This is a genomic window from Cognatilysobacter bugurensis, from assembly GCF_014652095.1.
In the GTDB taxonomy this organism is placed as follows: Bacteria; Pseudomonadota; Gammaproteobacteria; order Xanthomonadales; family Xanthomonadaceae; genus Cognatilysobacter; species Cognatilysobacter bugurensis.
This window is the reverse complement of sequence record NZ_BMYD01000003.1, coordinates 362,486-385,055: the sequence shown is the minus strand read 5'-3', so window position 1 is coordinate 385,055 and position 22,570 is coordinate 362,486. Positions and strand designations below refer to the sequence as shown.

Genomic DNA, 22,570 nt, shown 5'->3' with positions numbered 1-22,570 from the left:
GACCTGTTCAGGCGAAAAGGGTGACCGCGGACGGCCGCGATCTCCCCTCCATGCAAGTGTTGTTCCGCCGCGAAAGGGGTTTGCTGGCCTCCCCTTGCCTGAGACGGCACGGTTGAGGGCGGCTCGGACGTACAGCCAGCGTGTCGATGGGGACGGCTGCCGGTGGCCACCTGGCGCGCGGTGACACCGCTGGCTGGCGGCTCAGGCTGCGGAGCGCTGGCCCGTTGGAGCTGATCCGCCGACGCCCGTCTCCGGCCCTGTGCAGATCGCCGCTTCCGGTTCAAAGCGACCCTCGGGCGGCGCGCCTGAGTCGTATGGGAAAATCGACCTGACCGCCTGAGGCCAGGAAGCCGAGCATTCCGCATATGACTGCACTTGAGATCGCCTCCAACCGTCTGCCGGCGGCCCGAAGCAGCATCGCGTTTCTGGCCTTTGCGGCCGCCGTCGTTGCCGTCAATGCCCTGCTCGTTCGCAATTACGCGCGTTTCTCGACCGGCCCGGCGCCCGAGTGGCCGGTCATGGTCGACCTGCTGCTGGTCGTGCCGCTCGTGTTTCTCGCGCTCAATTGGAGACAGGGCAAGGCCGCTGCCTTCAGGGCGCTCGCGCTGGTGAGTCTGGGTGCGCTCGCTGGAAGCCTGATTCTCCCGGACGAGAGCAAGAACGCGTGGCACGTCGTGGACGATCTTCGATACGTCGCGCTCGCCGTCGTTGTGATGTTCCAGCTGGGCCTGATCACCCTGCTGCTCACCCAGGTGGCGCGCGAGCGCCACAGCCAGAATCTGGAACTCGCGCTCGATCGCGCCATCAGCGCCCGCTTCGGCGACAGCGCTTTCACGCGGGCGCTGCGGCTCGAGAGCCGCGTCTGGCTGTACGGGCTTTTCAGGCGGCCGATCCGGCAAGCGTTTCCCGGGCTTCGCCACTTTCATGTCGGCAAGCAGGGAATGAATGCGACGAATCAGCTGGGTTTCCTCATCGCGATCGGTGCGGAAATTCCGATCGCGCACGTCCTCATCCACCTGTTCGACCCGCTCATTGCGGCCGTCGTCACCGCGTTGTCCGCATACGGGTTTGTGTTCATGCTCGCGGAGTACCGGGCTACGCTCTACCGCCCGCTCAGCGTGACCGAGCGCGGCCTGCAGGTGCGGTACGGCGTGGCGAGCGACTTCCTGCTCGAGTGGTCATCCATCGCCACCGTCGAGCCGACGCGCGGGCCGGTGCGCCGGGCGAAGGGGCGACTTCGCCTGATCGGAATGGGCGAGGCCAACGTGCTGATCGGACTGGCGCCCGGTACTCGCGTGCGCGGCCTGGCAGGCAGTCGCGTCGTCGATCAGATCTATCTGGGCGTGGACGATTCGGCCGGGCTCATTGCCGAGTTACGCGCCCGCGCGGCGCAGGATTCGATCTGATGCCTGTTGCGGCCTGGGAGCGAACGACCGCGGCCCCGCCGGCGTGATCGGTCGAGACGGCTGTCGACGATCAACCTGCTGTGCATTTGCGGCGCGCGCTTCACTCAAGCGAGTTGGCGCGCGCGAAGCGCCTGCAACACAGCGGACGAGGCGCGGGTGGTGTAGTCCGCTCCGATGCGCAGGTCCTGGTGAATCCCGGCCAAGCCATACAACATCCCGTCCACGGTGACGTTCAATAGCGCAACGTCGACGATCCCCACGGCAGCTGCGCCCTTGCGGTGGACTTCGGTGACGCCGACGAGCATTCGCACTGCAAGCCGCAGGCTGCCGTCCCGGCGTTCCAGAAAGTGGAACCAGAACGGCCATTGGTCAGTGACCGCGCGGAAGAATCGGCGACAGGCCGGACTCTGGTACGGCGGCGTCGTTTTGTAGCCCTCGAACACCAGATGAAGGCGGCCTTCGAATTTGTGCGCCAACACCGGGTCGTCAGACAGGGCGCACAGCAGGTCGACGGTGCGCCCGGTCAGTCCGGCATCGACCTCACGACGGTGAAACACCACCACGAGCGCATCGGCGCGGAGCATTTGCTCGCGATCGGCGGTGTGCAGGTAGGCAAACGCTGCGGACATCCTTTCCATCCCCTCGGCGACCCCTCGCCAAAGTGAAATTTACCCGAGCTGCCTCGACGGGGCCAATGCGCCTCCGGCACCGCGACAGCGGCTCACGCGGTGACGGCCTGACGCGGCGCTACGCTTGCTGCGGAGGGTCGAGGCAATTGTCTCCGAACAGCCGACCTTCCTCCTGGCAACAGGCACCGACTGATGCGGGCTTTGCCTGCAGACGGCTTTAACGCCTGAAACGGAACCGAATCCACTGCCCAGGAAACACGGAATAGGGCAAAGCAGCTGAGCACTCCAGCGTTGTGTTCGTGCAACGCGCGCAATACACCGAGCGCGCCTCTGCAAGCCGATGCCAGCGCTCGTTTAGGCCCAGCGCCGTGTTTGACCGCGATGCTATCGAGCGGCCAGCCCGTGTAAATCGACAAAGGCACGCAGTTGTCGACGCTGCCCGGTGCTCAGCACGCGGTCCGGAATCGGCAGGCCGCCGTTTTCCTTCATCAGCAGAAGGCCAGACTTGCAGTCGTAGACCGCTCGAATCTGGTTCCAAGGCACAACGGCCTCGCCGTTCTTGCTGATCCGCCGGATCTCGTTCGCATCGATCCGGAACCGACAACGGCCGACGCGCAGAACCTTGTAGAGGAAGACCACAGGCAGCACGACTGCCAGAAGTGCCATCGTGCATCGGTGCATGGGGCCGTTCACCGATTTTCCGGTTTGCGCAGCCAATTCTGGAAGTTTTCTATCGATCGCGGATTGCACGAACGAGCGGTACTCGCCGTAGTGGTAAGCCACGTCGAATTCAATGCTGCCATTCCCGTTTTGTTCCATCTTGCCGTCCGTGGTGAGCCGCTTCTAAGGAGAGTGACTGGATCGAAACTGACGACACAGCCGTGAAGTCATTCAGTGGCGCTGCCGATCCTGAACTTCAAGGCTTCTGTCACCGACTCGATCCAAGCTGCTGCAAACTCACCGCACGGTTCGGTGTTCAATGGCGGCCATAAGCGAACAGCCTGACTCGAACAAACTGGCCGCGCCTGCCGTTGTTTCGATCGCTCGATCGGTGCACGGCGTAAGACCGGCTGCGCGCCGCAGACGAGCCTCTCGGCTGCGGTTGCAACAAAGTAACGCGGCTCAAGCAGACCGGTGGCGGATGCGCCGCGGCATAGTCCAGACGTACATGCCCCTGCTTCGAGGATCAGCCCATGCGTGCATTCGCGACTCTGCTGTCCGTCGCTTTCGGATTGGCGCTTGCGCCGGTTCAAGCGTTCGCGGAAACCGTCACAGTCACCTACACGGGCACCATCCAGGAGGCCTACGACCACCCGGTGCTCGACGAGGGCGACGCCGTCACCGTCACGTATGTGCTCGACACCGCTGCTCCGGACCGCGATCCGGATCCGTCGAAGGGCTGGTTCATCGACGACGCGGTCGTGAGCTTCCGGGTGCAGATTCCTGCGGCGGATCTGGACGTGGTGCTGGGGCCGGGCCAGCTGCAGACGTTCGACAACACGGCGAACCCGGACGATCAGGTCTCGGTGTATGCAGGCCGCGTGCTCCAGCCCGACACGCTCGGCGGCTCGCCCGTCAATGCCGCCGAACTCGGCTTTACTGGGTTTCCCGGACCGAACGGGGAGCCGCCGTCGATGATCACCACGGACGCGCTGCCGACGCGGAGGCTGCAGGCGGACGTTTACTCGCTCTTCCTTCACACGGTGGCGGCGGGCTGGTCCAACGTGAAGCTCGAGATCACGTCCACGCCCGAGCTTACGGTCAAGGAACTCGTGGACTCGGCGATCAGCGAACTGCGCGCCGCCGTGCAGAGCGGCGCCATCGGCGCGGGCAACGCCAGGTCGCTGGCGGTGAAACTGCGGAACATCGAGCGCCTTCATGGCGCGGGCAGGAACAAATGCGCCTGCAAGGTGCTGCGTGCGTTCTCGAAGCAGGTCGCGGCGTTGAGCGGCAAGCAGATGCCGGTATCGCTGGGCAACGAGATGAAAGCGCACGCCGCGCTGCTCGACGCCGCACTCGGTGGCTGCCGCCGGTAGTCAGCGCGTCTCATCGCCGATGCACCGGCTGCAGCGATCGCGTCAGGCGGCGCTCCGCACCGTGGCTGAGCCTGCGCCCCGCGCATCAAGACATTCGGATGCGCGGGACGCGAGGTCGAGCCGCCGCACGCCGAGTCGAAAAAAAGACCGGCGATGCGAGCCGGCCCCGGATAGACGGCTTGGCGTCCCGCTGCAACGAGCCGCCTGACACCGCGGCGAAGTTCGACGTGCGGAGGCGCCGTCTCGCGTGAGCCGACGCTTCCGTGCGGCCAAGCAACATCGCTCGCCGCGGTCCGGCGCCACCCCACGCGCCGCTAAAGCGGCAGTCGCACGCAGAAAACGGTGCCGCTGCCCGCCGCGCTGTGCACGCCAACGGAGCCGCCGTGCGCGTCTACGAGACCGCGCACGAGCGTGAGGCCCAGGCCCCAACCTCTTCGCTCGGTGAGCTCGTGTTGCTGTTGACGAACGTGCGCGTTAAATATTGCCTCCTGCTGATCCGTGGGTATTGGATCGCCTTCGTTGCGAACCTCGACGATCCCCTGTCCCGCTGACGCGTGCACGGTAACGATGACTGGCCCCTCGGCGCGGCCGTAGCGGATCGCGTTGGTGCACAGGTTTTCGATCACGCGCCTCAGCGCTTCGCAATCCCATTGCCCAACCGGCGCCTCGGTGGCGATCAATTCGAAGCGGTCGCCGTGCACGGTGCTCAAATCGTCGATGACGACCCGGGCGATGTCGCGCAGATTGCACGGTCCAATCGACAGGTTGATCGAGCCGCCGGCGTTGATGCGGCTCGCGTCGAGCAGGTCGCGCAGCATGTGGTCCATGCGTTCGAGGTTGGCCAGCACGCGCCCGCTGATGCGCCGCACGTCGTCGGCGTCATTCGCCTTTCGGCCGATCACGTGCGAGCCCATCGTGGCGGCCGACAGCGGCGTGCGCAGGTCATGCGATAGCGCGAGCACGAACTGCTCACGCAACTCGTGTTCGCGCTTGAGCTGGCAGTTCGCATCCTTCAATCGACGGTTTGCGTCCTGCAGTTCGAGCGCCTGCGCAGCGAGCTCCGCCTCGAGCTCCGTCGCGTGCGCGGCGCTGTTGACGAACGAGGTGACGTCGACCACGCGATGCAGGATATGCGTGAGTCGGTTTTCGTCGTCGAAGACCGGCGTGTTGATCGGACTCCAGTAGCGCGTCGTGAAGCGGACGCCGTCACTGTCGAGCACGCGGATGTCATAACGCTGCACCGGCATCGAATCCGCCGTGCGCCGTTCGAGGACACGCAGCAACGAGGCGTGGAGGTTCTCCACCGCGCGCGACTCGGTGTCGTCGGGGTTTTGCGGGAACGCGTCGAACACGTGGTGGCCGATCAACTCTTCGCGCGTCGTCGCGGTGGCGTCCAGGTAAGCCTCGTTGACGGCCGCGATGTGCAAGTCGGGCGTGAGCACGAGGTGCGGCGCAGGCGTGGCGTCGAACAGAGCCCGGTAGTCGAGCGCGGCGGGCGATGGGGCTGGCTCGTTCATGGCGGTTCGACAAGTACAACCTGGCGGCGGTGACCCACGATGCCTGTGTCTGCGTCATCGTCGCGCCGAGGGATTGCCGTGGCGTCTGCGACGCCGCGCAGCGGCCTTGCTGCTCGCGTGGCGCTCACGTAACGCCCGCATCGCGTGCCGGGTCGACCTGCCGGCGGAGTCGTGCGCAGGCGCCGGCGCCACGGTTCGGTGCGCCGTGAGAGCGAGTCGACGCATGACTCAGTGACGGTGCGACCGGGGTGCCCGGTGGCGTGGGGCGGGCGTTTCGGCAAGGCCTCGTTTAGAAGCGACCGGCTCTTTACAAGCGGCAGCGCGGCCCTTGCCTTCGTCCAGGACCGCGCGCGCGTGATGTCCCTGCGTGCGGCAGCCCGGGTGTCATGCAGTGGCCCGTGGCCGCGTCGGGCTGAGGCGGGCAAACGTGTCCGCTGCAAGCACATCGGCGCCAAGCCGCGTCGCGCGCGGTGGCGGCGCGTCGCAGCCCACGCAGTCGTCAAGCCTCAAGCGCAGACACGACACTTCGAACGAAGCACGGCGCGCTGCAGGTCGCAGCGCCAGCCGGCGTCTACATGCCGCAATCCCGAAGGGTCAACGCATCGCGAAACGCCAGGCAATCAACGCGGGGGCTCAAGACGCCTCAGGCGTCGTCGTCTTCACGGCGCCTTGCGCGCAGCGCGCTGCTGGCGATGAGGACCGAGCAGAACTGGGCGACATCGCTGTTGGAGCGCATCGAGAAGACCGCGCGCCCGTACCGGCCCTTTTTCCCTTTGGAATCGCACTCCCATTGCTGCGCCTGCAGGTATCCCGCGCTGTTGATCTGCACGCGGTACGCAACGCCGTGGTGGGCCTCGATGACGATCCTGACCATCGACTCGCCGCCTTCGATCTCGAAGCCCTGCTCCACCCCCACTTGCTGGATGAATCGAAGCCACGATTTCAGCTTGGCTGCACTCGCCATGTCTGTCTCCTTCCGCAAACAACCATGGACGAGGGTCGCACAGGGAGCGCGAGCGCCCGATGCAGGCCGTGGAACCTCGAGCGTGCTGAAGGCGCCCGGCGGTCCGGGCATCGCACACCGGGCGCTTGCGCCCCACCCTCCGCGGCTGATGCCAGTGCCGGTGTGCGCTGCAGGCACCCCCGAAACCGCGGGTGCGCAGGCCCAACCGGCGGAGGGGTAGACCGACCGCCGACACCGGATACAGGCATGCCTCTTGCATGAACCCATCGAGCCGAAACGGAGCCGCCCGGATGACAGTCACTGCAGCGCAGCCTTCTGCACGCGGTCGCATCGCGACCGTGATGGCCGCTCCAGTCTGGGTGGCGCTCTACGTGATCGGCGTCTGGTACTCCGACGCCTTCGTGGTCGGCCCGTCGCAGGTGACGCTTTTCTGGCCCGCGGCGGGCGTCGCGTTTGCCGCAGTCGTCGGCATGGGCATGCGTTGGGCGGCGATCACGCCGATCGCCGTCCTCATCGCGCACGCCACGTTCGCCAAGGTGCCCGACGCGTTCGTTCCTTTTTCGGTGCTGAGCAACCTGATCGGCTCGATGGCCGGCGGGTATGTCGTTCATCGCGCGCGGGCGCGGGGTGTGCGAACCGCAGCAGGCGCGTTCGCCCTGCTCGCGGGCGCCGCGGTCATGGCGGTGGTGGCCGCGTGCATCGGCACGTTCGGGCTGGTCGTGGCCGGCATGATCCAGGTCGGCGACCTCGTCGGCGCGTACCTCAAGTGGGCGCTTGGCGACCTCCTCGGCATCGTCTGTATCGCGCCGACCCTGTTGCTGCTCATCGCGAAGGGCGAGCTCAACGACCGCGACGCGCCGCATGCGTCGTCGTACGCGCGTGCCCTTGAGAAGCTGGTGTGGGCATTGGCCTATGCCGGCTCGTACGGCTTCGTTTATTGGGTCGGACTGCAGAACAGCGCCTATGCGCTGGGCATGGTCGCGGTGCCGCTCGCACTGCTGCTCTGGAGCGCGTTCCGTTTCCGGCCGCTGTGGACGGCGGTCGGCGCGCTGGCGTCGGTGTTCGCGGTCACATCGCTGACGGGCCTGGGCCTGGCCGCGTTCCAACCGCCGAGGACCTTGCTCGATGTGATGCTGCTGCTGAGCTTCCTGAATCTGTTCGCCACGCTGCCTTTGTTGCTGATGGCGTCGATCAACGACCAGCGCATCGCCGCGACTCGCGCGTTGCAGCGCGCGGCCGAGGTGGCCGAGCAGCAGCAGATCGAACTCGAACGTCTGGTCGCCGAGCGCACGCGCCAGCTCGATGAGGCAAACCGGCAGCTCGAGCACGCCAGTCAGACCGACGTCCTGACCGGGCTTCGCAATCGCCGCTACATCGCGCGCCAGCTGCCGCAGGACCTGGCGTTCTACGTGCGCGAAGCCGGGGAAACGCACACACCGCCGCACGCGCTGTTCTTTGCGCTCGTCGACATCGACCACTTCAAGCGCATCAACGACACCCACGGGCACAAGGCCGGCGACGAGGTCCTGCAACAGTTCGCGGGCCTGCTGTCGGCGCTCGTGAGGAGCAGCGACTACGCGGTGCGCTGGGGCGGCGAAGAGTTCCTGCTCGTGCTGCGGCCGATGCCGACCGAGCACGTGGCCACGCTCGGCGAGCGCATCTGCCATGCGGTCGCGGCGCACACGTTCACCCTGTCTGACGGCTCGACACTCAGCCTGTCGTGCTCGGTGGGGTTTGCCGAACAGAGCTTCTCGAGGGACGGGGCGCCGCTGTCGTGGGAAATGATGATCGAGCTCGCGGACGCAGCGCTCTACTGGACCAAGAACAACGGACGCAACGGCTGGGCCGTGCTGCGCCCCACCCAGGGCCACGCGCTGGCGGACCTTGCCCGGCGCGCGAGCGAAGGCACGCAGGCACTGATCGACCTCGGTGTGGCGTGCATCGCACGAGGCCGGTGCGCAGTGGCGCCCTGATGCAGGTCGGGGCGTCGCGGTAGCGCCGCACGGTTTCGGGAGTTCGAACGTCCGGCTCCGCGAGCCTGCGAGCCCGCGGGGTGGCGCCGGGCGCAGTGGCTCGCGCTTTGTCGCGTTCGATGCCGAGCCTCAGGATCCCTGACCGTCGACAGCAGTCGGATGTGAGCTGCAGCCCCCGGCAATTCGTCTGCCCGGCGATGAGCCCGCGAACTTGGCCTTGCGCTCGGGAGGGCCACCACTGAGGCGCCGGTGGGGCTGGCTGAGCGTGTCGACCAACGGCATCGACTCCGTGATCACCGTCGGACACCAAGCCCCGCGGCGGCTTCCGCCTACCCGTCGCCGATCCGGACCAACGCGATGCCGGCGGCCTCGCGCCACGCGGGGCTGTATCGGCGCCCGGTCGCAGCGGCCATCAGCGCCGACCGAACCGCGTCCTTGCGCGACGCGTGCCGGTAGCCGGTCAGCACCGCGTCCACGGCGCGCTCGCGCTCGCCGAGCTCTGCGTAGGTCTGTCCGAGGTTGAGCCAGGTGGCCGACCGCGTGGGCGCGACGTCCAGCGAACGCGTCAGATGCTGGCTCGCCCGGGTGTGCTCGCCGAGCAGCATGTAGGCGTAGCCGAGATTGCCCAGCATTTCCGCATCGCGCGGTTGCTGCGCAAGCGCACGTTCCAAGGGCTCAATGGCCTGCTCGGGCCGGCCTGCGTTGATGAGCTCGATGGCCTGCTGGTTGAGCCGACGCGCGTGCTGCGGCGCTGCGCCGCCGTCGTGCACCGCAGGCGGCCGCTCGCGACGCGCAGCTGCCGCAAGGTCATCGCCCGACCGTTCGACTGCGCCGGGCTCGCGCTGGACCGAGCGTGCCTGCGAAGGCGCGCGCTCGGCCTGCCCGGGCGGCAGGGTGCCGACCGATTCGGGCGCTTCGTCGTCGGGAACGACCGCCCACTCCTCCGACGCGCGTGTGTCACCGGCAATCGCCGCGTCGACAGCCGCATCGGGGCTGTCCGACGGTTCGACGACCGCCGCCCCCGGCGGGCGCACGAGCACGCGGTCGAGCGTGCGCGCGGGCCGGCCCGCGTCCGCGACGGCCGCGGTGGGTTCGGGCTCAGCGCGATTGCAGCCGCCCAGCGCGAGCGCTGCCACGAGCGCGGCGCCGAGGCGTCTGGCCGGTACTTCCGTCATGCGTGACATGGGGCGACCCTAGGCAGCCGATCGTTCAATTCCCGTGGACGACGCGCGCCGCCCGGGTGGAGCACGGCGTGGCATTCAGCTGGGCTGGGGCGGCGGTCGCGGCGCACGCTGCACCTCGCTCGCGTCGCGCCGTGGCCGACTCGGCGCGCAACCGGTGCAGCGCGCCCAATCACGCGCGTGGACGCGCTGCGCTGCGTGTTCGACGTGCCTGCGCGTCGCCGGCCAGTCCAGTGCCCACCCCGCCCCGCCGCCGGCGAGCACCGCGCGTCGCAACGCATCACGAAGAGCGCCGGCCAGCCTGCACGTGCCAACCCACCGCTGGGGATCGACGCGGCGCACCAGCGGCTTCACCATGCGCCCGCAGCAGCACCCCTTTCCTGACCGAGGCCCCCATGAGCGCACAACTGACCGGACATGTGATCGTCGAAATCGACGGCGACGAGCAGCAGATCGACGCCGAGTCCTTCGTCGAGGAGCACGACGGCCTGTGGAAGTACCACGGCGACGGCTTCACGCTGCAGGTGACCGCCGACCTCGAAGGCGCCACCGACGATGAAGGCAACTACCCGACGTTCGTCGACGAGCCGGAGATCGAAGGCAACGTAAGCGTCGAGATCATCGAATCCGAATTGGCCGCCGCCCGCGGAGATCTGTACTCCCTCGACGGCGATGACGAAGAAGAGGACGAGGATGACGAAGACGAGGATCTGGAAGACCGGTGACGTGACCGGCGGCCGGGCCTGGTCCCGGCGCGCGTCAGCGCGCACCGGCGCGAGTCGAAGGCCGGACCGTGTCCGGCCGGGCCGCGGCGCCTGAAGACCGAGGCGGCGGCGAACGCCCGCTTCGCCGTGGTGCCGGCTGTCGGCACGACATTTATGAATTATGTCGTTGTTGGTAAAAGCTTTTTTCAAAGCGGCGGACCACCCACACCCCTCCGGCACCCCCGTCGTCCTCGTCCTGTGTGCAGCGGCCGCCGCAGATGCAAGCACGGGGGCAAAGCTGTGCCGCTCACTGGACTATCGCAAGGTCGGCCCGGCCGCATTCGGCTTGGCGTTGCGCCGGCATTTGACGCGACGTTCTACGTGACGTGTCACGCGGCGTTGCACGCCACGTTCAATGCAGCAGACCGCGGGGGTATGCGCCGTTAGACCAGCCTTAAGCCGTCCCTCGTTCGCTCGACTGATGCCAGTCCGGTCAACCCCTCGGGCACCCGTGCCCCGGCCCGCGCTGCGCGGACGAACCGGAGTCAGCCGGCGATGCGGGCGAAGGTGCCGGCCCGGAGGATGTAGCTGACAGTATTTCCGTCCTCATCAGTGGTCGATAGCGCATCGCGCTCGAACACGCCCGTCATGTCCGTGACGAGATCCGCGTGTCGAGAGCCCCGCACCGTCAGCGCAATGCGGGTCAACCCGCGCTGGCTCGGAATTAGCAATGGCCGGTCTTCGCCTGAGAGACAGACGCCGATCGCCAACCTTATGGGCTGCGCCTTGCGGTCCATCAGACCGGCCAAGTCGTCTTGACCGTCTCCGTTGAAGTCGCCCCGGATTGTCGAAGCCGGCCGCATCTCATAGACGCTGTAGGCCCGCTCGAGTGACGCACGGCAGTTCGACTCGCTGCGCTCTGCGCACAGAGCGGCAAATGGAGCGGCCAGCAGGAAAAGGCCAACAGAAAGGCGCATGGACAGGCCCGCTCAGTGGGAAAGCGGCCTAGAGCGCCGCAGACGTGGGACGCGCCCATGATAGGGGTGGGCGATATTCCGAGCCTCGTACTGTCCGCACAGTTCGGGCTGACCAACTCAGCGGCCAGAGCGGGCATGTCTGCTCCGGCCGCGGCCGAAGACGACCTCGCCGGGCGGGGCTGACTGCGCCCGCCAGGCGCGGGCGGCGGACTGGCAAGGCAACGACACGCTTCCCAGCAACAGCGCCACGATCCACACTTGCGCCGGACCTGGACCGATGCGCGGGGGCGCATCCGGGTCAACGACTCTCGCGTAGAAGCGCCAGCCACCGGAAGGGCACGCCCACCCCGATGCCGAGCGCCTGCGCTAACCGTCAATTTCAAACCCAGAACTTCTCGCCGACCCGCAGCACGTGGGCGCCCGCGCCTGCCCGACCTTTCACGCACGACCCACCACTCGAGACCGCTTCCATGCGCACTGCCGCTTTTGCACTTTCCTTCGTCTTCCTGGCCGGCTGCACGCAGATCGACACCGGCAACGTCGGCGTCGGGCGCGCGTTCGGTGTGGTGAGCAGCGAGGCGCTGCCGCCGGGCCACTACACCACGGTGTTCGACTCGGTCGACGAGATCACGACGAAGGAAGTGAGCTTTCCCGTCTATGACCTCAACCCCAAGAGCAAGGACAACCTGACGCTCAAGGACCTGGACGTGGACGTCTACTACAAGACGACCCCGGGCATGATCCCCGGGCTCTACATCAAGTACCAGGGCGACTACCTGCAACACTCGGACATCGTCGAGAACGGCAACGACGTCGGCGTCGTCGGCTACAACCGGGTCCTGCGCGCAGCGCGCGAAGCGACCTACACGGCCGTGTCGAAGTTCAACGCGACGACCATGCACACCCAGCGCCCTGAAATCGCGGCGGAGATCCAGAAGCTCCTGCAGGCGGAACTCGACTCGTCCGACAAGGGCGCGTTCACCGTGACCTCCATCAACGTGCGCAACCTGTTGACCGACCCGGCGATCGAAGCCGCCATCCGTGACCAGGTGGCAGCCGACCAGGAAGTCATCCGCAAGCAGAAGGAAGTGCAGATCGCGCAAGCCGAGGCAGACCGCCTGCGGGCGCAGGCACAGGGCGAGGCGGACGCGAACCAGATTCTCGCCGCTTCACTGACCGACCGCGTGATGCAACTGCGCATGGCCGAGATCCAGCGCGACACGATTATCCAGTCCGCAAAAGCGGGGAACACCATCATCAGCGGCAACGTGACGCCGGTGATTACCACGGGTCAGTAAGCATGCTAAGACGCGGCGGCGTCCGCCCGCCATTACAGCCCCATGTCCGGGGGAACGGGCGCCTACAACGCCGGCGGCCCGGTGCTCCTTGAAGGCACTGGCCTGACCGGACCGCATGACCAAGGGCGTAGCAATCTACCGCCGCGCCCTCGCTCCCGGCGGCGCGGCGCCGACCAGAGCACAGCACGTGCCATGCTGGGCTCAGTTGCAGACAGCTGGCTGTGAAAAAGGACTCTGACCCCTGTTTCCGAAGCGCACTGCGACCCGTATTTTTCGGCTAGGAAATGGAACCTGACCCCTTTTTTCGATAGAACGTTTCAGCTTCATCAGCGTTGAGACGCCGGCACATGGCACGCCAATAGGACCGCAGGTCAACCCACCGCTGATCGGCCAAACATCGAGAAGTGCTGCCCTGGGAGGGTCCTCTCCCACTGCCTACACTCAGCCCGAGCGCATCCACGCGCCCTGCCCGCCCGCCCGCCCGCCCGCCGCGCGCAGCATCCTGATCCCGGATACCCCAATGAGTGACTTGCAGCCCGGCCTGTACGAGGTATTGATCACCAGCGGGCTCGAAGAGCGTCTGCAGCAGCTGGGCCAGCAGCTTGTTGCAGAGCGCAGCCAGCTGCATCCGGAAGAAGCCGCAGACCGAATCGCACTGCATCTAGGCAGACTGCTTAAGCAAACAGTCTCCTCGTTTGACCGCAAGCAGCGTGCATCGCTGGGAATCGCGCTCGCCCAGCAAGTGATTCGGCTCCTCCAAGACGTTCCCAGTGCTGGCGTCGATCAAAAGGACAAACTCCACGACGACGGAAGCGTGCTTCGCGCAATCATGGGTCTGCTGCCTGATGGCGCACCCGCAGCCGTCTCGCTGCCCGCGACACCACTTCTGGACACGACGCTGCTGACCAACGCGCCCGGCGAACCTCGTGTGGGGCACCAGCTGAGGACGGAAATCCCATCGGCTGATCGCATTGACGTGCTCATGGCGTTTGTCAGGCAAACCGGTATCCGCCCGCTCACTGACCTGTTACGTCGGCATTGTGAGCACGGGCGGCGCCTTCGCCTGTTGACCACTACCTATACGGGATCGACCGAGCTGGCTGCGCTTGAGGCCCTGCATGAGCTGGGCGCGGAGATCCGAGTGTCTTACGACACGTCGAGCACTCGGCTGCACGCCAAGGCTTGGCTGTTTCATCGGGCATCAGGCTATTCAACCGCGTACATCGGCTCTTCGAACCTAACCCATTCAGCCCAGGTGACCGGCCTTGAGTGGAACGTGCGCGTTGCCGGCGCTCGCAATCCCGATGTGATCGACAAGTTCTCCGCGGTCTTCGAGACCTATTGGAGCAACGAAGACTTCCGGCCGTTCGACCCCGCCGAGTTCCGGCTGCTTACGCAGGTGCCTGCCAACTCGGGGCCGCGTGTCTATCTGAGCCCCATTGAATTAAGGCCTGAGCCGTTCCAGTCGCGACTGCTTGAACTCATCGAACTTTCTCGACTTCAAGGGCACCACCGGAACCTGCTGGTTGCTGCGACCGGGACCGGCAAGACCGTGATGGCTGCGCTCGATTACCAGCGGCTCCGAGCCCGGCTGCCCCGGGCACGGCTGCTCTTCGTCGCTCACCGAAAAGAGATTCTTGAACAGAGCTTGGCGACGTTCCGACACGCGCTTAGAGATGCGGCCTTTGGCGAACTCTGGGTCGACGGCCAGCGCCCTGCCGCGTTCGAGCATGTTTTCGCGTCGATCCAAACCCTGGCCGCCGCCACCCTTGCAAATCTTCAGCCGGATCATTTCGACGTCGTGATCGTCGATGAGTTCCACCATGCGGCTGCCCCCACCTACTCCAATTTGTTGGAACACCTGCTTCCGCGCGAACTGCTGGGCCTGACCGCCACGCCCGAACGCGGCGACGGCGCGCCGATCCTGCAGTGGTTCGGCGGGCGGATCGCCGCTGAGCTTCGCTTGTGGGACGCCATTGACCAGCAGCGGCTCGCCCCCTTCGCCTACTACGGCATCAATGACGGCACGGACCTGCGCAACGTTACGTGGCGCCGCGGTACGGGGTACGACGTCGGCGAGCTCGAAAATCTGGTGACGGGCAGCGACGTCCTCGCTCGCCTCGTCATCGCCAATGTCGAGAGGACCGTGCCCGACCTCCACAAGATGCGGGCACTCGGGTTCTGCGTTTCGGTACGCCACGCAGAGTTCATGGCCGCCCATTTCCGCGCCGCCGGCCTGCCGGCCGTGGCCGTGGTGGGCACGACGCCATCACCCGCCCGCGCCGAGGCGCTGCAGCAACTGGCATCGGGTGCGCTGCGGGCCGTTTTCACCGTCGACCTCTTCAACGAAGGGGTCGACATTCCCAGCATCGACACCCTGCTGCTACTTCGGCACACCGACAGCTCAACCATCTTCCTTCAGCAACTTGGTCGTGGCCTGAGGCGCCACCCAGAAAAGACGGTCTGCACCGTGTTGGACTTCGTCGCGCAGCACCGGAAGGAATTCCGGTTCCAAAACCGGCTAGGCGCACTACTCGGTGGAACGCGCAAGCGGGTGATTGAGCAGGTCGAGCAGGGCTTCCCGTTTCTTCCCAGCGGCTGCCACATGCAGCTCGACCCCGTGGCGGCTCGGATCGTTCTCGACAACCTGAAAAACAGCGTGCCCAGCACTTGGCCGTCAAAAGCCAACGAGCTACGGCGCGTTGCAGAGCACGTCGGCCGCCCGACCCTTACACGGTTCCTGGACGAAACCGGCCTCTCCCTTGAGGAGATCTATGCCGCCAATCACTGCTGGTCCGACCTGCTGGAAGCGGGTGGCATCTCGACCTTGCCCCACGGTCCCCATGAAGCGGCGCTGCGCCGCGGATTAGGACGCGTGCTGCATGTAGACGACCCCGAGCGCATTGGGGCGTATCAAGCCTTTGCGACGAGCGCTGACGAGCTGACACCTGAGGTCCAAGGACTGCGCGAGCGCCGGCTCTTGCACATGCTGGTTGCCGTTCTGCTTGAAACGGTGCCGGGCGCTGCAGAATCACTCGAGGCTGGGGCCGCGCTGCTCCGGCAGCACCCGCAAGTGTTGGCTGAGCTGCTAGAACTCCTGGACGTACTAGAGGCACGGATTGATCACGTCCAGGAACCGCTGGCGACACTTGCCGAGGTCCCGCTCAACGTCCATGCCCGCTATACACGGCGAGAGATTCTCGCTGCCTTGGGCCCGGCTTCGAGCACGCCCGTCCCCACTTGGCGCGAAGGCGTGCGCTGGTTTCCCGAGGGGTGCGTCGACGCCTTCGTCTTCACGCTGGACAAGTCCGACGGCCAGTTCGCGCCGACCACCCGCTATAGGGACTACGCAATCAGCCGGGAGCTGATCCACTGGGAGAGCCAGTCCACGACTCGGGAAAGCAGCGAGACAGGCCTGCGCTACCAGCAGCACGCCACCCGCGGCAGCCACGTGCTCCTGTTTGCCCGGTTGACGCAGGACGACCGCGCGTTCTGGTTCCTAGGGCCAGCCACTTACGTGTCACACGAAGGTGAGCGGCCCATGGCGATTAAGTGGCGGCTGGTGAGCGAGCTCCCGGGCGACCTCTTTGCGCAGTTCGCCGCCGCAGTGTCCTAGGCGGCCTCGCCCCCTGCGGACCGTCGATCGCTCCGGTGGAAAAGGGGTCAGAGTGCATTTCGAGAATGCTACCCGCCTCCCTTTGCTGGCGACACTATAGCGATAGAGGCAGCCGTTCTTTACGGCTGACTCGGCGCTCGGTGCGGGGCCGCTCTCAGCCTCGACGACCTGCATGCTAGTCCCCTGCCGTCAGAGGTAAGGGTCCGCCGCGGTCCGAGCACAGCACCCGCGATGCTGTGCTCCAAGGCTAGTCGCCCTCTGCGACCGCGACTCGCCAAATCTGGCACGGTGGGGACTTCAGTACCCGTGGTGCGGGTATCTGCCTCGGCTTGGCGGCGATTGGCATCAGGTTGCACGAGCACCGCAATGGCCGAGACGAAAAATCGGCAGCCTTCTGTCGGAAACGAGCCCGTCGCCTAGAGCAGATTCGTCCACCCACCCACGTGCAGATCGTATTCGAAATTCTGCACCATCTCTCCATACCCCGCTTCGCCGGCCGCGTAGTTCGCCCCGATGCTCAGCACGTGGCGACCCGGTGGCAGCGGCTTGATGAGCAACCAGTAGCCGTCGGAGGCGGTGAGTGGCGCGGTGTCGTCACCTTCGTAAAGGCGGAAGCAGCCGGCACTGCGCACGCGGTAGCGGGCGACGTCGGTCACGGGCACACCGTCGAGGAGGACGACGGCACTGCCGAGCCGATCGTTGTTCACGGCAGCGGCCTCCTGCAGCACCTTGCATGGGAGCGGCAGCGCGCGACCGTGGCCGGACGCGGGATTGCTGTGGCGCATGTTGATGACTGGCACGAGGATGTGGCGACCGGCCGGGATTACGCAGCTGCGCTCGACTGCCGACGAGCCGTCAGTGCCTGCGAGGAACCAGACCTCGCCGCTTTGATCCAGGTCACACAGGCGCCCGTCAGGATCAAGGTAGGGCGCAATCGGCATGCGCTCGGCCCATTGCCACCAGCGCGCGGTGAGCGCACCGAAGGATTCGCCGGCCACGGTCGCATCGGGCCCGAGTACGAGCGCATCGGCGGCGGTCGGCGATGACGGACGGCCGCCGGCAGCGGTGCTGGCGGCCGTGATCGCGAGCAGCGTCGTAGCCAGGAGTGCGCGCATGCGCTGCGCCGCCGAGCCGTTCTGGCACACGCGCAGCCGGCGTGGACGATGAGTAGGTCGACTCATCACTTCGCTCCTGCGCCTTTCGGCGTGCGGGGCTGCGTGAACCATTCCACCGCCGCCTGTTGCCGCTCGTCGCTGAGGTCTGCGTGCTTCAGGAAACGCTCGATCGCCGCGCTGGCCTGCGGGCTTTTCGTGGCGACCAGGAAATGCGTGCGTTGCAGCCACGCCTCACCGTCGCTCGGGTACGCGGTGATGAATTCAAGCGTGCATGCACCGGCCTGGCCGTGCTCGCGGTCGTGGAGCAGACCGCCGCACAACTGACGCAGTGCGTGTTTGCGGGTCTCGGGAAATGTCGCGGCCCGCTTGAAGTGCTCGCGCGCGGCGCGATCGCCGTCGCGCTCAGCGAGAATTTCGCCCATGCGCAACTGATGCCAGCCGTCGTCCGGTTCGTGGCGCAGTACCACCTCCATGTCGCGGAGTGCCCAGTCGAGTTCGCTTACTGCGTGCAGGGCGCCCGCCCGCTGATAGCGGCGGCTGGCATCCTCGGGTGCGTAGCGCAGGCTTTGCGACAGGTAGACGATCGCGGCCCAGAACTCACCGCGGCGCTGGTAGCCGCTGCCCGCTCGTCCGCTGAGGCCGGCGCTCGGCCCCATCTGTGCGGCTGCAGCCAGTTCGTCGGCGACTTCGCGGAAGTCCTCCGCATTGCTGGGCGCATAACCGGCGCCTTCGCCCAGCAATGCGCCCAGCATGGGATTGCGCGTCACGCGCGCTTCCGCATGGGCGACCGCCTCGCGTAGCTGCGTGTCGGAGCCGCCCCACTTCGGCTGCGCGCCATTGAGGCGCTCGAGCGTGACGTGGTAGGAGTCTGGATCGACTTTGGTGCACGCGGCTATCGCATACGTCTGCAGCGCGTCGGACGACTGCCGGCCGATCGCGGCCAGTTCCGTGCAGGCTGGTGACAGCCGCGGCTCGATCTCGAGTGCTTTGAGATACAGCGGCACGGCTTTCGAAAAATTTGCCGTCATGCGCTCTAACTGCTCGTCCGACGTGTCGCGTGCGTACGCAGTGCCACGCGCAGCCCAGCCAAGCGCGTCGTGGTGGGATGCAAGTGCGGCGTGGGCGAATGCGCTGTCCGGGGCGGCCTCGAGCCAGCGATTTGCGATTTTGCCCGCGCGGTCGCTGCGATCGAACGGATAGAACGCGTTGAAGATCTGCTCACGGCGGTCCGGGTCGCTGTAATGCGCATCGAGCAGCTGCGCGAAGTCCCTTTCTAGCTCGGCACGGCCGGCCTCGGTCTGCAGCAACCGTTCGATCGCGTCGAGCGAATGCAGCGGCTCGCGCAACACGGCGCAGCGCCACTTGCCCGCGTCCGGGCGCCATCTGTTGCCGGGCAGGTCCGGATGCGCCAGGCAGCGTGCCTCGGCGCCCTCCATGCGGTCCGCGGCGCGGACCGCTTCGATGTACGCGGCCCACTCGACTGGCGGCTTATCCGCTTGCCGCGGCGCTGCGTGTGCGCTCAGCGCCGTGCCCAGCACGGCCGCCCCCAGCCAGATGCGAGTGCTTTGCATGGTGTCCTCCCCCGTGAGGAGGCCGACAGTACCCGACGGACCCGACCGCAGCTATGCGAAAGCGTCGGCCGACCTTAAGTGGAGCACGCTGCGTCCCACGCCGTACAAACCAGGCGTAGGCGCGCGGCTGCGGGACCTGAGCCGTCGATATTGCCCGAGCCGATGCCGCGGGTTCACCGACACCTATTGCGAGCAGCCGCGATGTTCCTTGGTCCGATGCGCTGTCTCATGGGCTCCTCGCTGCTCGATCCGGCGTAAGACGGCGAGCAGCTCAGGAGCTTCAATTTCAGCAATGGGTGCGACCCCAGCCACGCGCACACGTTATCCCGGAGGATCCACTGCGACTTCGCAAACGTCGAAAAGGCTAGCTTTCTCCGCTGCGCTCCCAAGAATTCGGTGGCGACCGCCTCGAGACTGTTCGCTGCGGAAGTGACCGCAGCCAGCTTTCGCTCCCGCTTCACGGCCCCGGTATCTCGCCCACCGCGAGTCGTTGCGCGCGCTTCGTCACGCCGACGACGAGCCTCGGCCAGTGAGACCTCGGGGTACACCCCGAAGGACAGCAGACCTTCCCGGCCTAGGTGGCGGTACTTCACTCGCCAGTAGCGGGCTCCGTTCTCGCGCACATGGAGGTACAGCCCGCCTCCGTCGAACAGCTTCCCAGGCGCAGCCGCCTTGATGACGATGGCCGTCAGCTTGCCAGTTCCAGATGCCATTGCACCCTAGAGTCGGTACCCCCGGAGGGGGGCAATGTACCCCTACCTATACCCCCACAGGGCATGGGCTTCAGCGGGACACCCCCAGGACGGCATGCAATAAAAAACCCCGCAAAAAGCGGGGTTTTTTCTCTCAATTCGGTCCAGCTCGGGAGAGCTTGAGACCCTCATTTGGTGCCGGCTGTCGGAATCGAACCGACGACCTACTGATTACAAATCAGTTGCTCTACCAACTGAGCTAAGCCGGCACAGGCGCGCATTCTAGCGCGCATGCGTCACCGCAGCGGGTCGCAGGCGGTGGGCTCGGCACGCGGCACCGCGGCGAGCGTGGCGAGCGGGGCCGCGTCGGCGCCGGCAGGCAGCGCGATTTCGAGCCACGGCTCGAGCGTGGTGCCCACGGGCTCGGCGCGGGCGTCGAACCCCGCCGCCGCGAGCGCGCCGGCCCGTCGCCGGGCGGTGGCCTCGGCCTGATAGAGGCCCAGCGCGACGGCGTTGGTGTCCGCGCCCTGCCGCAGCACGAAGAGATCGCTGAAACCGGCCGCTGCGATCCGTGCGGCGACGGCGTCGGCCTCGGCGCGCGTCGGCTGCGGCGGCACCAACACGCGCCAGCCCCGCACGGTGCCCGCGGCGCGCTCGACCAGACGGCTTGTGAGCACCTGAGGCGCGAGCTGCGTCTGCGCGCGGGCCGCGCTCGTCGCATCGCCGAACGGACCGAGCGCGATGCAGGCCGCGTCTTCAGGCAGCGGTACGGGCGCTGCCGCGGCAGGCGCCGCTTCAGTGGAGCGCTCGCTCGCGAGCTGCAGGGCCGCCACGCCGGCGACCTCCGCAGCCGCTGCGCGTGAGGACGCAGGCGCGTGTGCCCACCACCAGGCACCGACGCCGAGGTTGAGCACGGCCAGCAGGACGAGGAGCGCGCGTGCGTACATGGCGCGATTCTAGTCGGGCGCCGCGTGCGCGCCGCGCATCGCCGCCACGTTACGCATGCTCGACCTGCGCCCAGACCGCGAGCCCGTCGAGCACGAGCGACGGCTCGAACTGCGCATCGGGCAGCTGCGACAGCAGCGGCGCCGCGCCGCCGCCATGGACGATCAGGCGCGGCGTGGCGCCGAGAGTCCGCTGCGCCGCATGCTGCGCGTCGCGGATCAGCGCCAGCGCGGCGCCTTCGCACCCCGAGGCGAGCGCATCGAGGGTGTCGTCGGCAAACTCGCGGTACGCCCCGCCCTCGATCGGCAGCTGCGCGGCCCGCGCGTGCAAGCTCTCGCGCATCAGCGTGGGCGACGGGGCGATACGCCCGCCGCGGTGCCCGCCGGCTGCGTCGACGAGGTCCAGCGTCAGCGCAGTTCCGACGCCGCACACGAGCACGGCCTCGGGCGTGGCCGCGCGCGCGCCGAGCATCGCGAGGAAACGGTCGACGCCGAGCCGCTGGGGCTGTGCGTAGGCGATGCGCAGTCCCGCGAAACGCGGCTGCGTGCGCGCCAAGCCGATCCGGCCGCATCGCGCGGTCAACGCGTCGAGCAAGGCGACGCGCTGCGCCTCCGATGCGACGCTCGCGACATGGGCGACGCCGATGCGGGGCGGCAGAGCCCGTGCAAGCGCGTCGGCCATTGCGTCGGCACCGTCGAGCGCCGTGTGCGCGATCGCCTGCACCGGCCCGACGCGACCATCGTTTTGCAGCGGCGCGCACTTGAGGCGCGTGTTGCCGAGGTCGAACAGCCAGACTGTCATGCCGCGCTCCGCCTCACGCTGACTTCGCCCGCGTGCACGCGGCGCTCGCTGCCGTCATCGAGCCGCACGCGCAGCGCGCCGTCGTCGGCGAGACCGAGCGCGGTGCCCTGGGCAACGTTGCCTGCGTCATGCAACGCGATGGCGCGGCCCGAGAGCACATCGAACGCCGCATAGCGCTGCAGAAACGGCGCCAGCCCGTCGGCATCGAACGCGTCGAGCGCGGGCAGCAAATGCGCAAGCATGGCGGCGGCGACGGCGCTGCGTGACGGCGCTGCGGCGGGCGCGGCAAGACCGGCAAGATCACACCACGGCTGGTCGATCGCAGCCGCCGCGGCCTCGGGCATGCGGACGTTGAGCCCGAGCCCGGTCACCGCACGCGCCGCGCCTGCGAACTCACCGCCGCCTTCGACGAGCAGGCCGCCGAGCTTGCGAAGCCCTGCGCCGTCGTCGACGACGATGTCGTTCGGCCACTTGAGCCGGACTTGCACGAAACCGAGCGCATGCAGCGCCTGCGCGACCGCGACGCCGGCGACGAGGCTGAGCCCGCCAAGCCGCGCAAGACCGCCGCTGAAACCGCGCGCGAGCGACAGGTAGACGTGCGCCGCCAACGGGGAGGCCCACGCGCGCCCGAGCCGCCCGCGGCCGCCGGTCTGGCGCTCGGCAAGCAGCACGCGCGCGCCAGCGGGCGGAACGGCCGCCTGCAGCAGTGCCGTGTTCGTCGACTCGAGCGACCACGCAACCTCGAGCTCCGAAAGCCGCGCGCGCGCCGCGGGCGGCAGCGCATGGAGGATCGTCGCCGCGTCGAGCAGGTCGACCGGCGCTGCCAGGCGGTAGCCACGGCCCGCGCGTGCTTCGATCGGCACGCCCGCTTCGCGCAGTGCGGCGATGCGTTTCCAGATCGCCGCGCGGGTGAGCCCGGTCTCCTGCGCCAGCGCATCCCCGGACACGGGGCCGGCGATGAGCCGCGCCAGCAGGGCGCGCTCGTCGAGCCCGCGCGCATCGGGCGATGGGGCGTGCGCGGTCATGCGCGCCGGAGCGCCACGGCAGCGCAGGGCAGCGGGACGGGAACGTCGATGGAGGGCATCGCGGCATTATGCGGCCGGCTCCGTCCGCGCCGGGCTCGACGACCGCTCGTCGGCGCGCTA

At 67.4% G+C, this 22,570-nt stretch carries 18 protein-coding genes, 1 tRNA gene and 1 pseudogene; 6 read left to right on the top strand and 14 right to left on the bottom strand.

The features are described 5' to 3' along the window. Positions 1–365: 365 nt before the first annotated feature. Positions 366–1,406: a hypothetical protein gene (locus IE075_RS11270; RefSeq protein ID WP_189456568.1), complete on the top strand. Its 1,041-nt coding sequence runs from the start codon at positions 366–368 to the stop codon at positions 1,404–1,406. 104 nt (positions 1,407–1,510) lie between these two features. On the opposite strand, the gene IE075_RS11265 is transcribed toward IE075_RS11270, so the two are convergent. Together IE075_RS11265 and IE075_RS11260 are read right to left on the bottom strand one after the other, a co-directional pair. Then, positions 1,511–2,035 (bottom strand): hypothetical protein, encoded by a 525-nt coding sequence (locus IE075_RS11265; protein ID WP_189456566.1) that lies wholly within the window; start codon positions 2,033–2,035, stop codon positions 1,511–1,513. A gap of 384 nt (positions 2,036–2,419) precedes the next feature. Further along, positions 2,420–2,854, bottom strand: a complete 435-nt coding sequence (locus tag IE075_RS11260) for a YcxB family protein (RefSeq protein ID WP_189456564.1) — start codon at positions 2,852–2,854, stop codon at positions 2,420–2,422. Positions 2,855–3,228: 374 nt separating this feature from the next. Between IE075_RS11260 and IE075_RS11255 the strand changes: the two genes are divergently transcribed. After that, positions 3,229–4,071 (top strand): FIMAH domain-containing protein, encoded by an 843-nt coding sequence (locus IE075_RS11255; protein ID WP_189456562.1) that lies wholly within the window; start codon positions 3,229–3,231, stop codon positions 4,069–4,071. Between the two features lie 314 nt (positions 4,072–4,385). Here the strand turns inward: IE075_RS11255 and IE075_RS11250 are convergent, their stop codons facing one another. Next, positions 4,386–5,588 (bottom strand): PAS domain-containing sensor histidine kinase, encoded by a 1,203-nt coding sequence (locus IE075_RS11250; protein ID WP_189456560.1) that lies wholly within the window; start codon positions 5,586–5,588, stop codon positions 4,386–4,388. A 643-nt stretch (positions 5,589–6,231) separates the two neighbouring features. After that, positions 6,232–6,552: a hypothetical protein gene (locus IE075_RS11245; protein ID WP_189456558.1), complete on the bottom strand. Its 321-nt coding sequence runs from the start codon at positions 6,550–6,552 to the stop codon at positions 6,232–6,234. A gap of 290 nt (positions 6,553–6,842) precedes the next feature. Between IE075_RS11245 and IE075_RS11240 the strand changes: the two genes are divergently transcribed. Beyond that, a complete protein-coding gene (locus IE075_RS11240; protein WP_189456556.1) occupies positions 6,843–8,525 on the top strand; it encodes a sensor domain-containing diguanylate cyclase in 1,683 nt (560 codons plus the stop codon). Between the two features lie 329 nt (positions 8,526–8,854). Here the strand turns inward: IE075_RS11240 and IE075_RS11235 are convergent, their stop codons facing one another. Next, positions 8,855–9,700 (bottom strand): tetratricopeptide repeat protein, encoded by an 846-nt coding sequence (locus IE075_RS11235; RefSeq protein WP_229792472.1) that lies wholly within the window; start codon positions 9,698–9,700, stop codon positions 8,855–8,857. A gap of 401 nt (positions 9,701–10,101) precedes the next feature. On the opposite strand from IE075_RS11235, the gene IE075_RS11230 reads away from it, so the two are divergent. After that, a complete protein-coding gene (locus IE075_RS11230; RefSeq protein ID WP_189456553.1) occupies positions 10,102–10,431 on the top strand; it encodes a hypothetical protein in 330 nt (109 codons plus the stop codon). Positions 10,432–10,955: 524 nt separating this feature from the next. Here the strand turns inward: IE075_RS11230 and IE075_RS11225 are convergent. Next, positions 10,956–11,387 (bottom strand): hypothetical protein, encoded by a 432-nt coding sequence (locus IE075_RS11225; protein WP_189456551.1) that lies wholly within the window; start codon positions 11,385–11,387, stop codon positions 10,956–10,958. A 470-nt stretch (positions 11,388–11,857) separates the two neighbouring features. On the opposite strand from IE075_RS11225, the gene IE075_RS11220 reads away from it, so the two are divergent. After that, on the top strand, positions 11,858–12,685 hold the full coding sequence (locus IE075_RS11220; protein WP_189456549.1) for an SPFH domain-containing protein: 828 nt from the start codon (positions 11,858–11,860) through the stop codon (positions 12,683–12,685). A 520-nt stretch (positions 12,686–13,205) separates the two neighbouring features. Beyond that, positions 13,206–16,301 carry a DUF3427 domain-containing protein gene (locus tag IE075_RS11215; protein WP_189456546.1) on the top strand — a complete coding sequence of 1,032 codons (3,096 nt, stop codon included), beginning with the start codon at positions 13,206–13,208 and terminating at the stop codon, positions 16,299–16,301. 416 nt (positions 16,302–16,717) lie between these two features. Here the strand turns inward: IE075_RS11215 and IE075_RS11210 are convergent, their stop codons facing one another. The 8 genes and pseudogenes from IE075_RS11210 to birA form a co-directional block, all read right to left on the bottom strand. After that, positions 16,718–17,482: a hypothetical protein gene (locus IE075_RS11210; RefSeq protein ID WP_189456544.1), complete on the bottom strand. Its 765-nt coding sequence runs from the start codon at positions 17,480–17,482 to the stop codon at positions 16,718–16,720. Continuing rightward, positions 17,482–18,987, bottom strand: coding sequence for a tetratricopeptide repeat protein (locus tag IE075_RS11205; protein ID WP_189456542.1), 1,506 nt, complete (start codon positions 18,985–18,987; stop codon positions 17,482–17,484). The genes IE075_RS11210 and IE075_RS11205 overlap by 1 nt, the downstream gene beginning before the upstream one ends. Positions 18,988–19,170: 183 nt before the next feature. After that, positions 19,171–19,299 carry a phage integrase central domain-containing protein gene (locus tag IE075_RS16015; RefSeq protein WP_425489372.1) on the bottom strand — a complete coding sequence of 43 codons (129 nt, stop codon included), beginning with the start codon at positions 19,297–19,299 and terminating at the stop codon, positions 19,171–19,173. 149 nt (positions 19,300–19,448) lie between these two features. Next, positions 19,449–19,700, bottom strand: a pseudogene (locus IE075_RS16010) (Arm DNA-binding domain-containing protein); the annotation flags it as partial. A gap of 172 nt (positions 19,701–19,872) precedes the next feature. Next, positions 19,873–19,948, bottom strand: a tRNA-Thr gene (locus IE075_RS11195). 27 nt (positions 19,949–19,975) lie between these two features. Beyond that, positions 19,976–20,626, bottom strand: coding sequence for an SPOR domain-containing protein (locus tag IE075_RS11190; RefSeq protein WP_189456538.1), 651 nt, complete (start codon positions 20,624–20,626; stop codon positions 19,976–19,978). A 49-nt stretch (positions 20,627–20,675) separates the two neighbouring features. After that, positions 20,676–21,425, bottom strand: a complete 750-nt coding sequence (locus tag IE075_RS11185; RefSeq protein ID WP_189456536.1) for a type III pantothenate kinase — start codon at positions 21,423–21,425, stop codon at positions 20,676–20,678. Beyond that, entirely contained in the window at positions 21,422–22,450 is a 1,029-nt protein-coding gene (gene birA, locus IE075_RS11180; RefSeq protein ID WP_189456533.1) for a bifunctional biotin--[acetyl-CoA-carboxylase] ligase/biotin operon repressor BirA, read from the bottom strand. The genes IE075_RS11185 and birA overlap by 4 nt, the downstream gene beginning before the upstream one ends. Between the last annotated feature and the right edge of the window lie 120 nt (positions 22,451–22,570).

Coding starts and splice junctions, on each gene's coding strand:
- birA (WP_189456533.1), bottom strand. CDS start 22,450: ATGACCGCGCACGCCCCATCGCCCGATGCGCGCGGGCTCGACGAGCGC.
- IE075_RS11245 (WP_189456558.1), bottom strand. CDS start 6,552: ATGGCGAGTGCAGCCAAGCTGAAATCGTGGCTTCGATTCATCCAGCAA.
- IE075_RS11225 (WP_189456551.1), bottom strand. CDS start 11,387: ATGCGCCTTTCTGTTGGCCTTTTCCTGCTGGCCGCTCCATTTGCCGCT.
- IE075_RS11240 (WP_189456556.1), top strand. CDS start 6,843: ATGACAGTCACTGCAGCGCAGCCTTCTGCACGCGGTCGCATCGCGACC.
- IE075_RS11210 (WP_189456544.1), bottom strand. CDS start 17,482: ATGAGTCGACCTACTCATCGTCCACGCCGGCTGCGCGTGTGCCAGAAC.
- IE075_RS11260 (WP_189456564.1), bottom strand. CDS start 2,854: ATGGAACAAAACGGGAATGGCAGCATTGAATTCGACGTGGCTTACCAC.
- IE075_RS11270 (WP_189456568.1), top strand. CDS start 366: ATGACTGCACTTGAGATCGCCTCCAACCGTCTGCCGGCGGCCCGAAGC.
- IE075_RS11255 (WP_189456562.1), top strand. CDS start 3,229: ATGCGTGCATTCGCGACTCTGCTGTCCGTCGCTTTCGGATTGGCGCTT.
- IE075_RS11215 (WP_189456546.1), top strand. CDS start 13,206: ATGAGTGACTTGCAGCCCGGCCTGTACGAGGTATTGATCACCAGCGGG.
- IE075_RS11205 (WP_189456542.1), bottom strand. CDS start 18,987: ATGCAAAGCACTCGCATCTGGCTGGGGGCGGCCGTGCTGGGCACGGCG.
- IE075_RS11235 (WP_229792472.1), bottom strand. CDS start 9,700: ATGACGGAAGTACCGGCCAGACGCCTCGGCGCCGCGCTCGTGGCAGCG.
- IE075_RS11250 (WP_189456560.1), bottom strand. CDS start 5,588: ATGAACGAGCCAGCCCCATCGCCCGCCGCGCTCGACTACCGGGCTCTG.
- IE075_RS11265 (WP_189456566.1), bottom strand. CDS start 2,035: ATGTCCGCAGCGTTTGCCTACCTGCACACCGCCGATCGCGAGCAAATG.
- IE075_RS11220 (WP_189456549.1), top strand. CDS start 11,858: ATGCGCACTGCCGCTTTTGCACTTTCCTTCGTCTTCCTGGCCGGCTGC.
- IE075_RS11185 (WP_189456536.1), bottom strand. CDS start 21,425: ATGACAGTCTGGCTGTTCGACCTCGGCAACACGCGCCTCAAGTGCGCG.
- IE075_RS11190 (WP_189456538.1), bottom strand. CDS start 20,626: ATGTACGCACGCGCGCTCCTCGTCCTGCTGGCCGTGCTCAACCTCGGC.
- IE075_RS11230 (WP_189456553.1), top strand. CDS start 10,102: ATGAGCGCACAACTGACCGGACATGTGATCGTCGAAATCGACGGCGAC.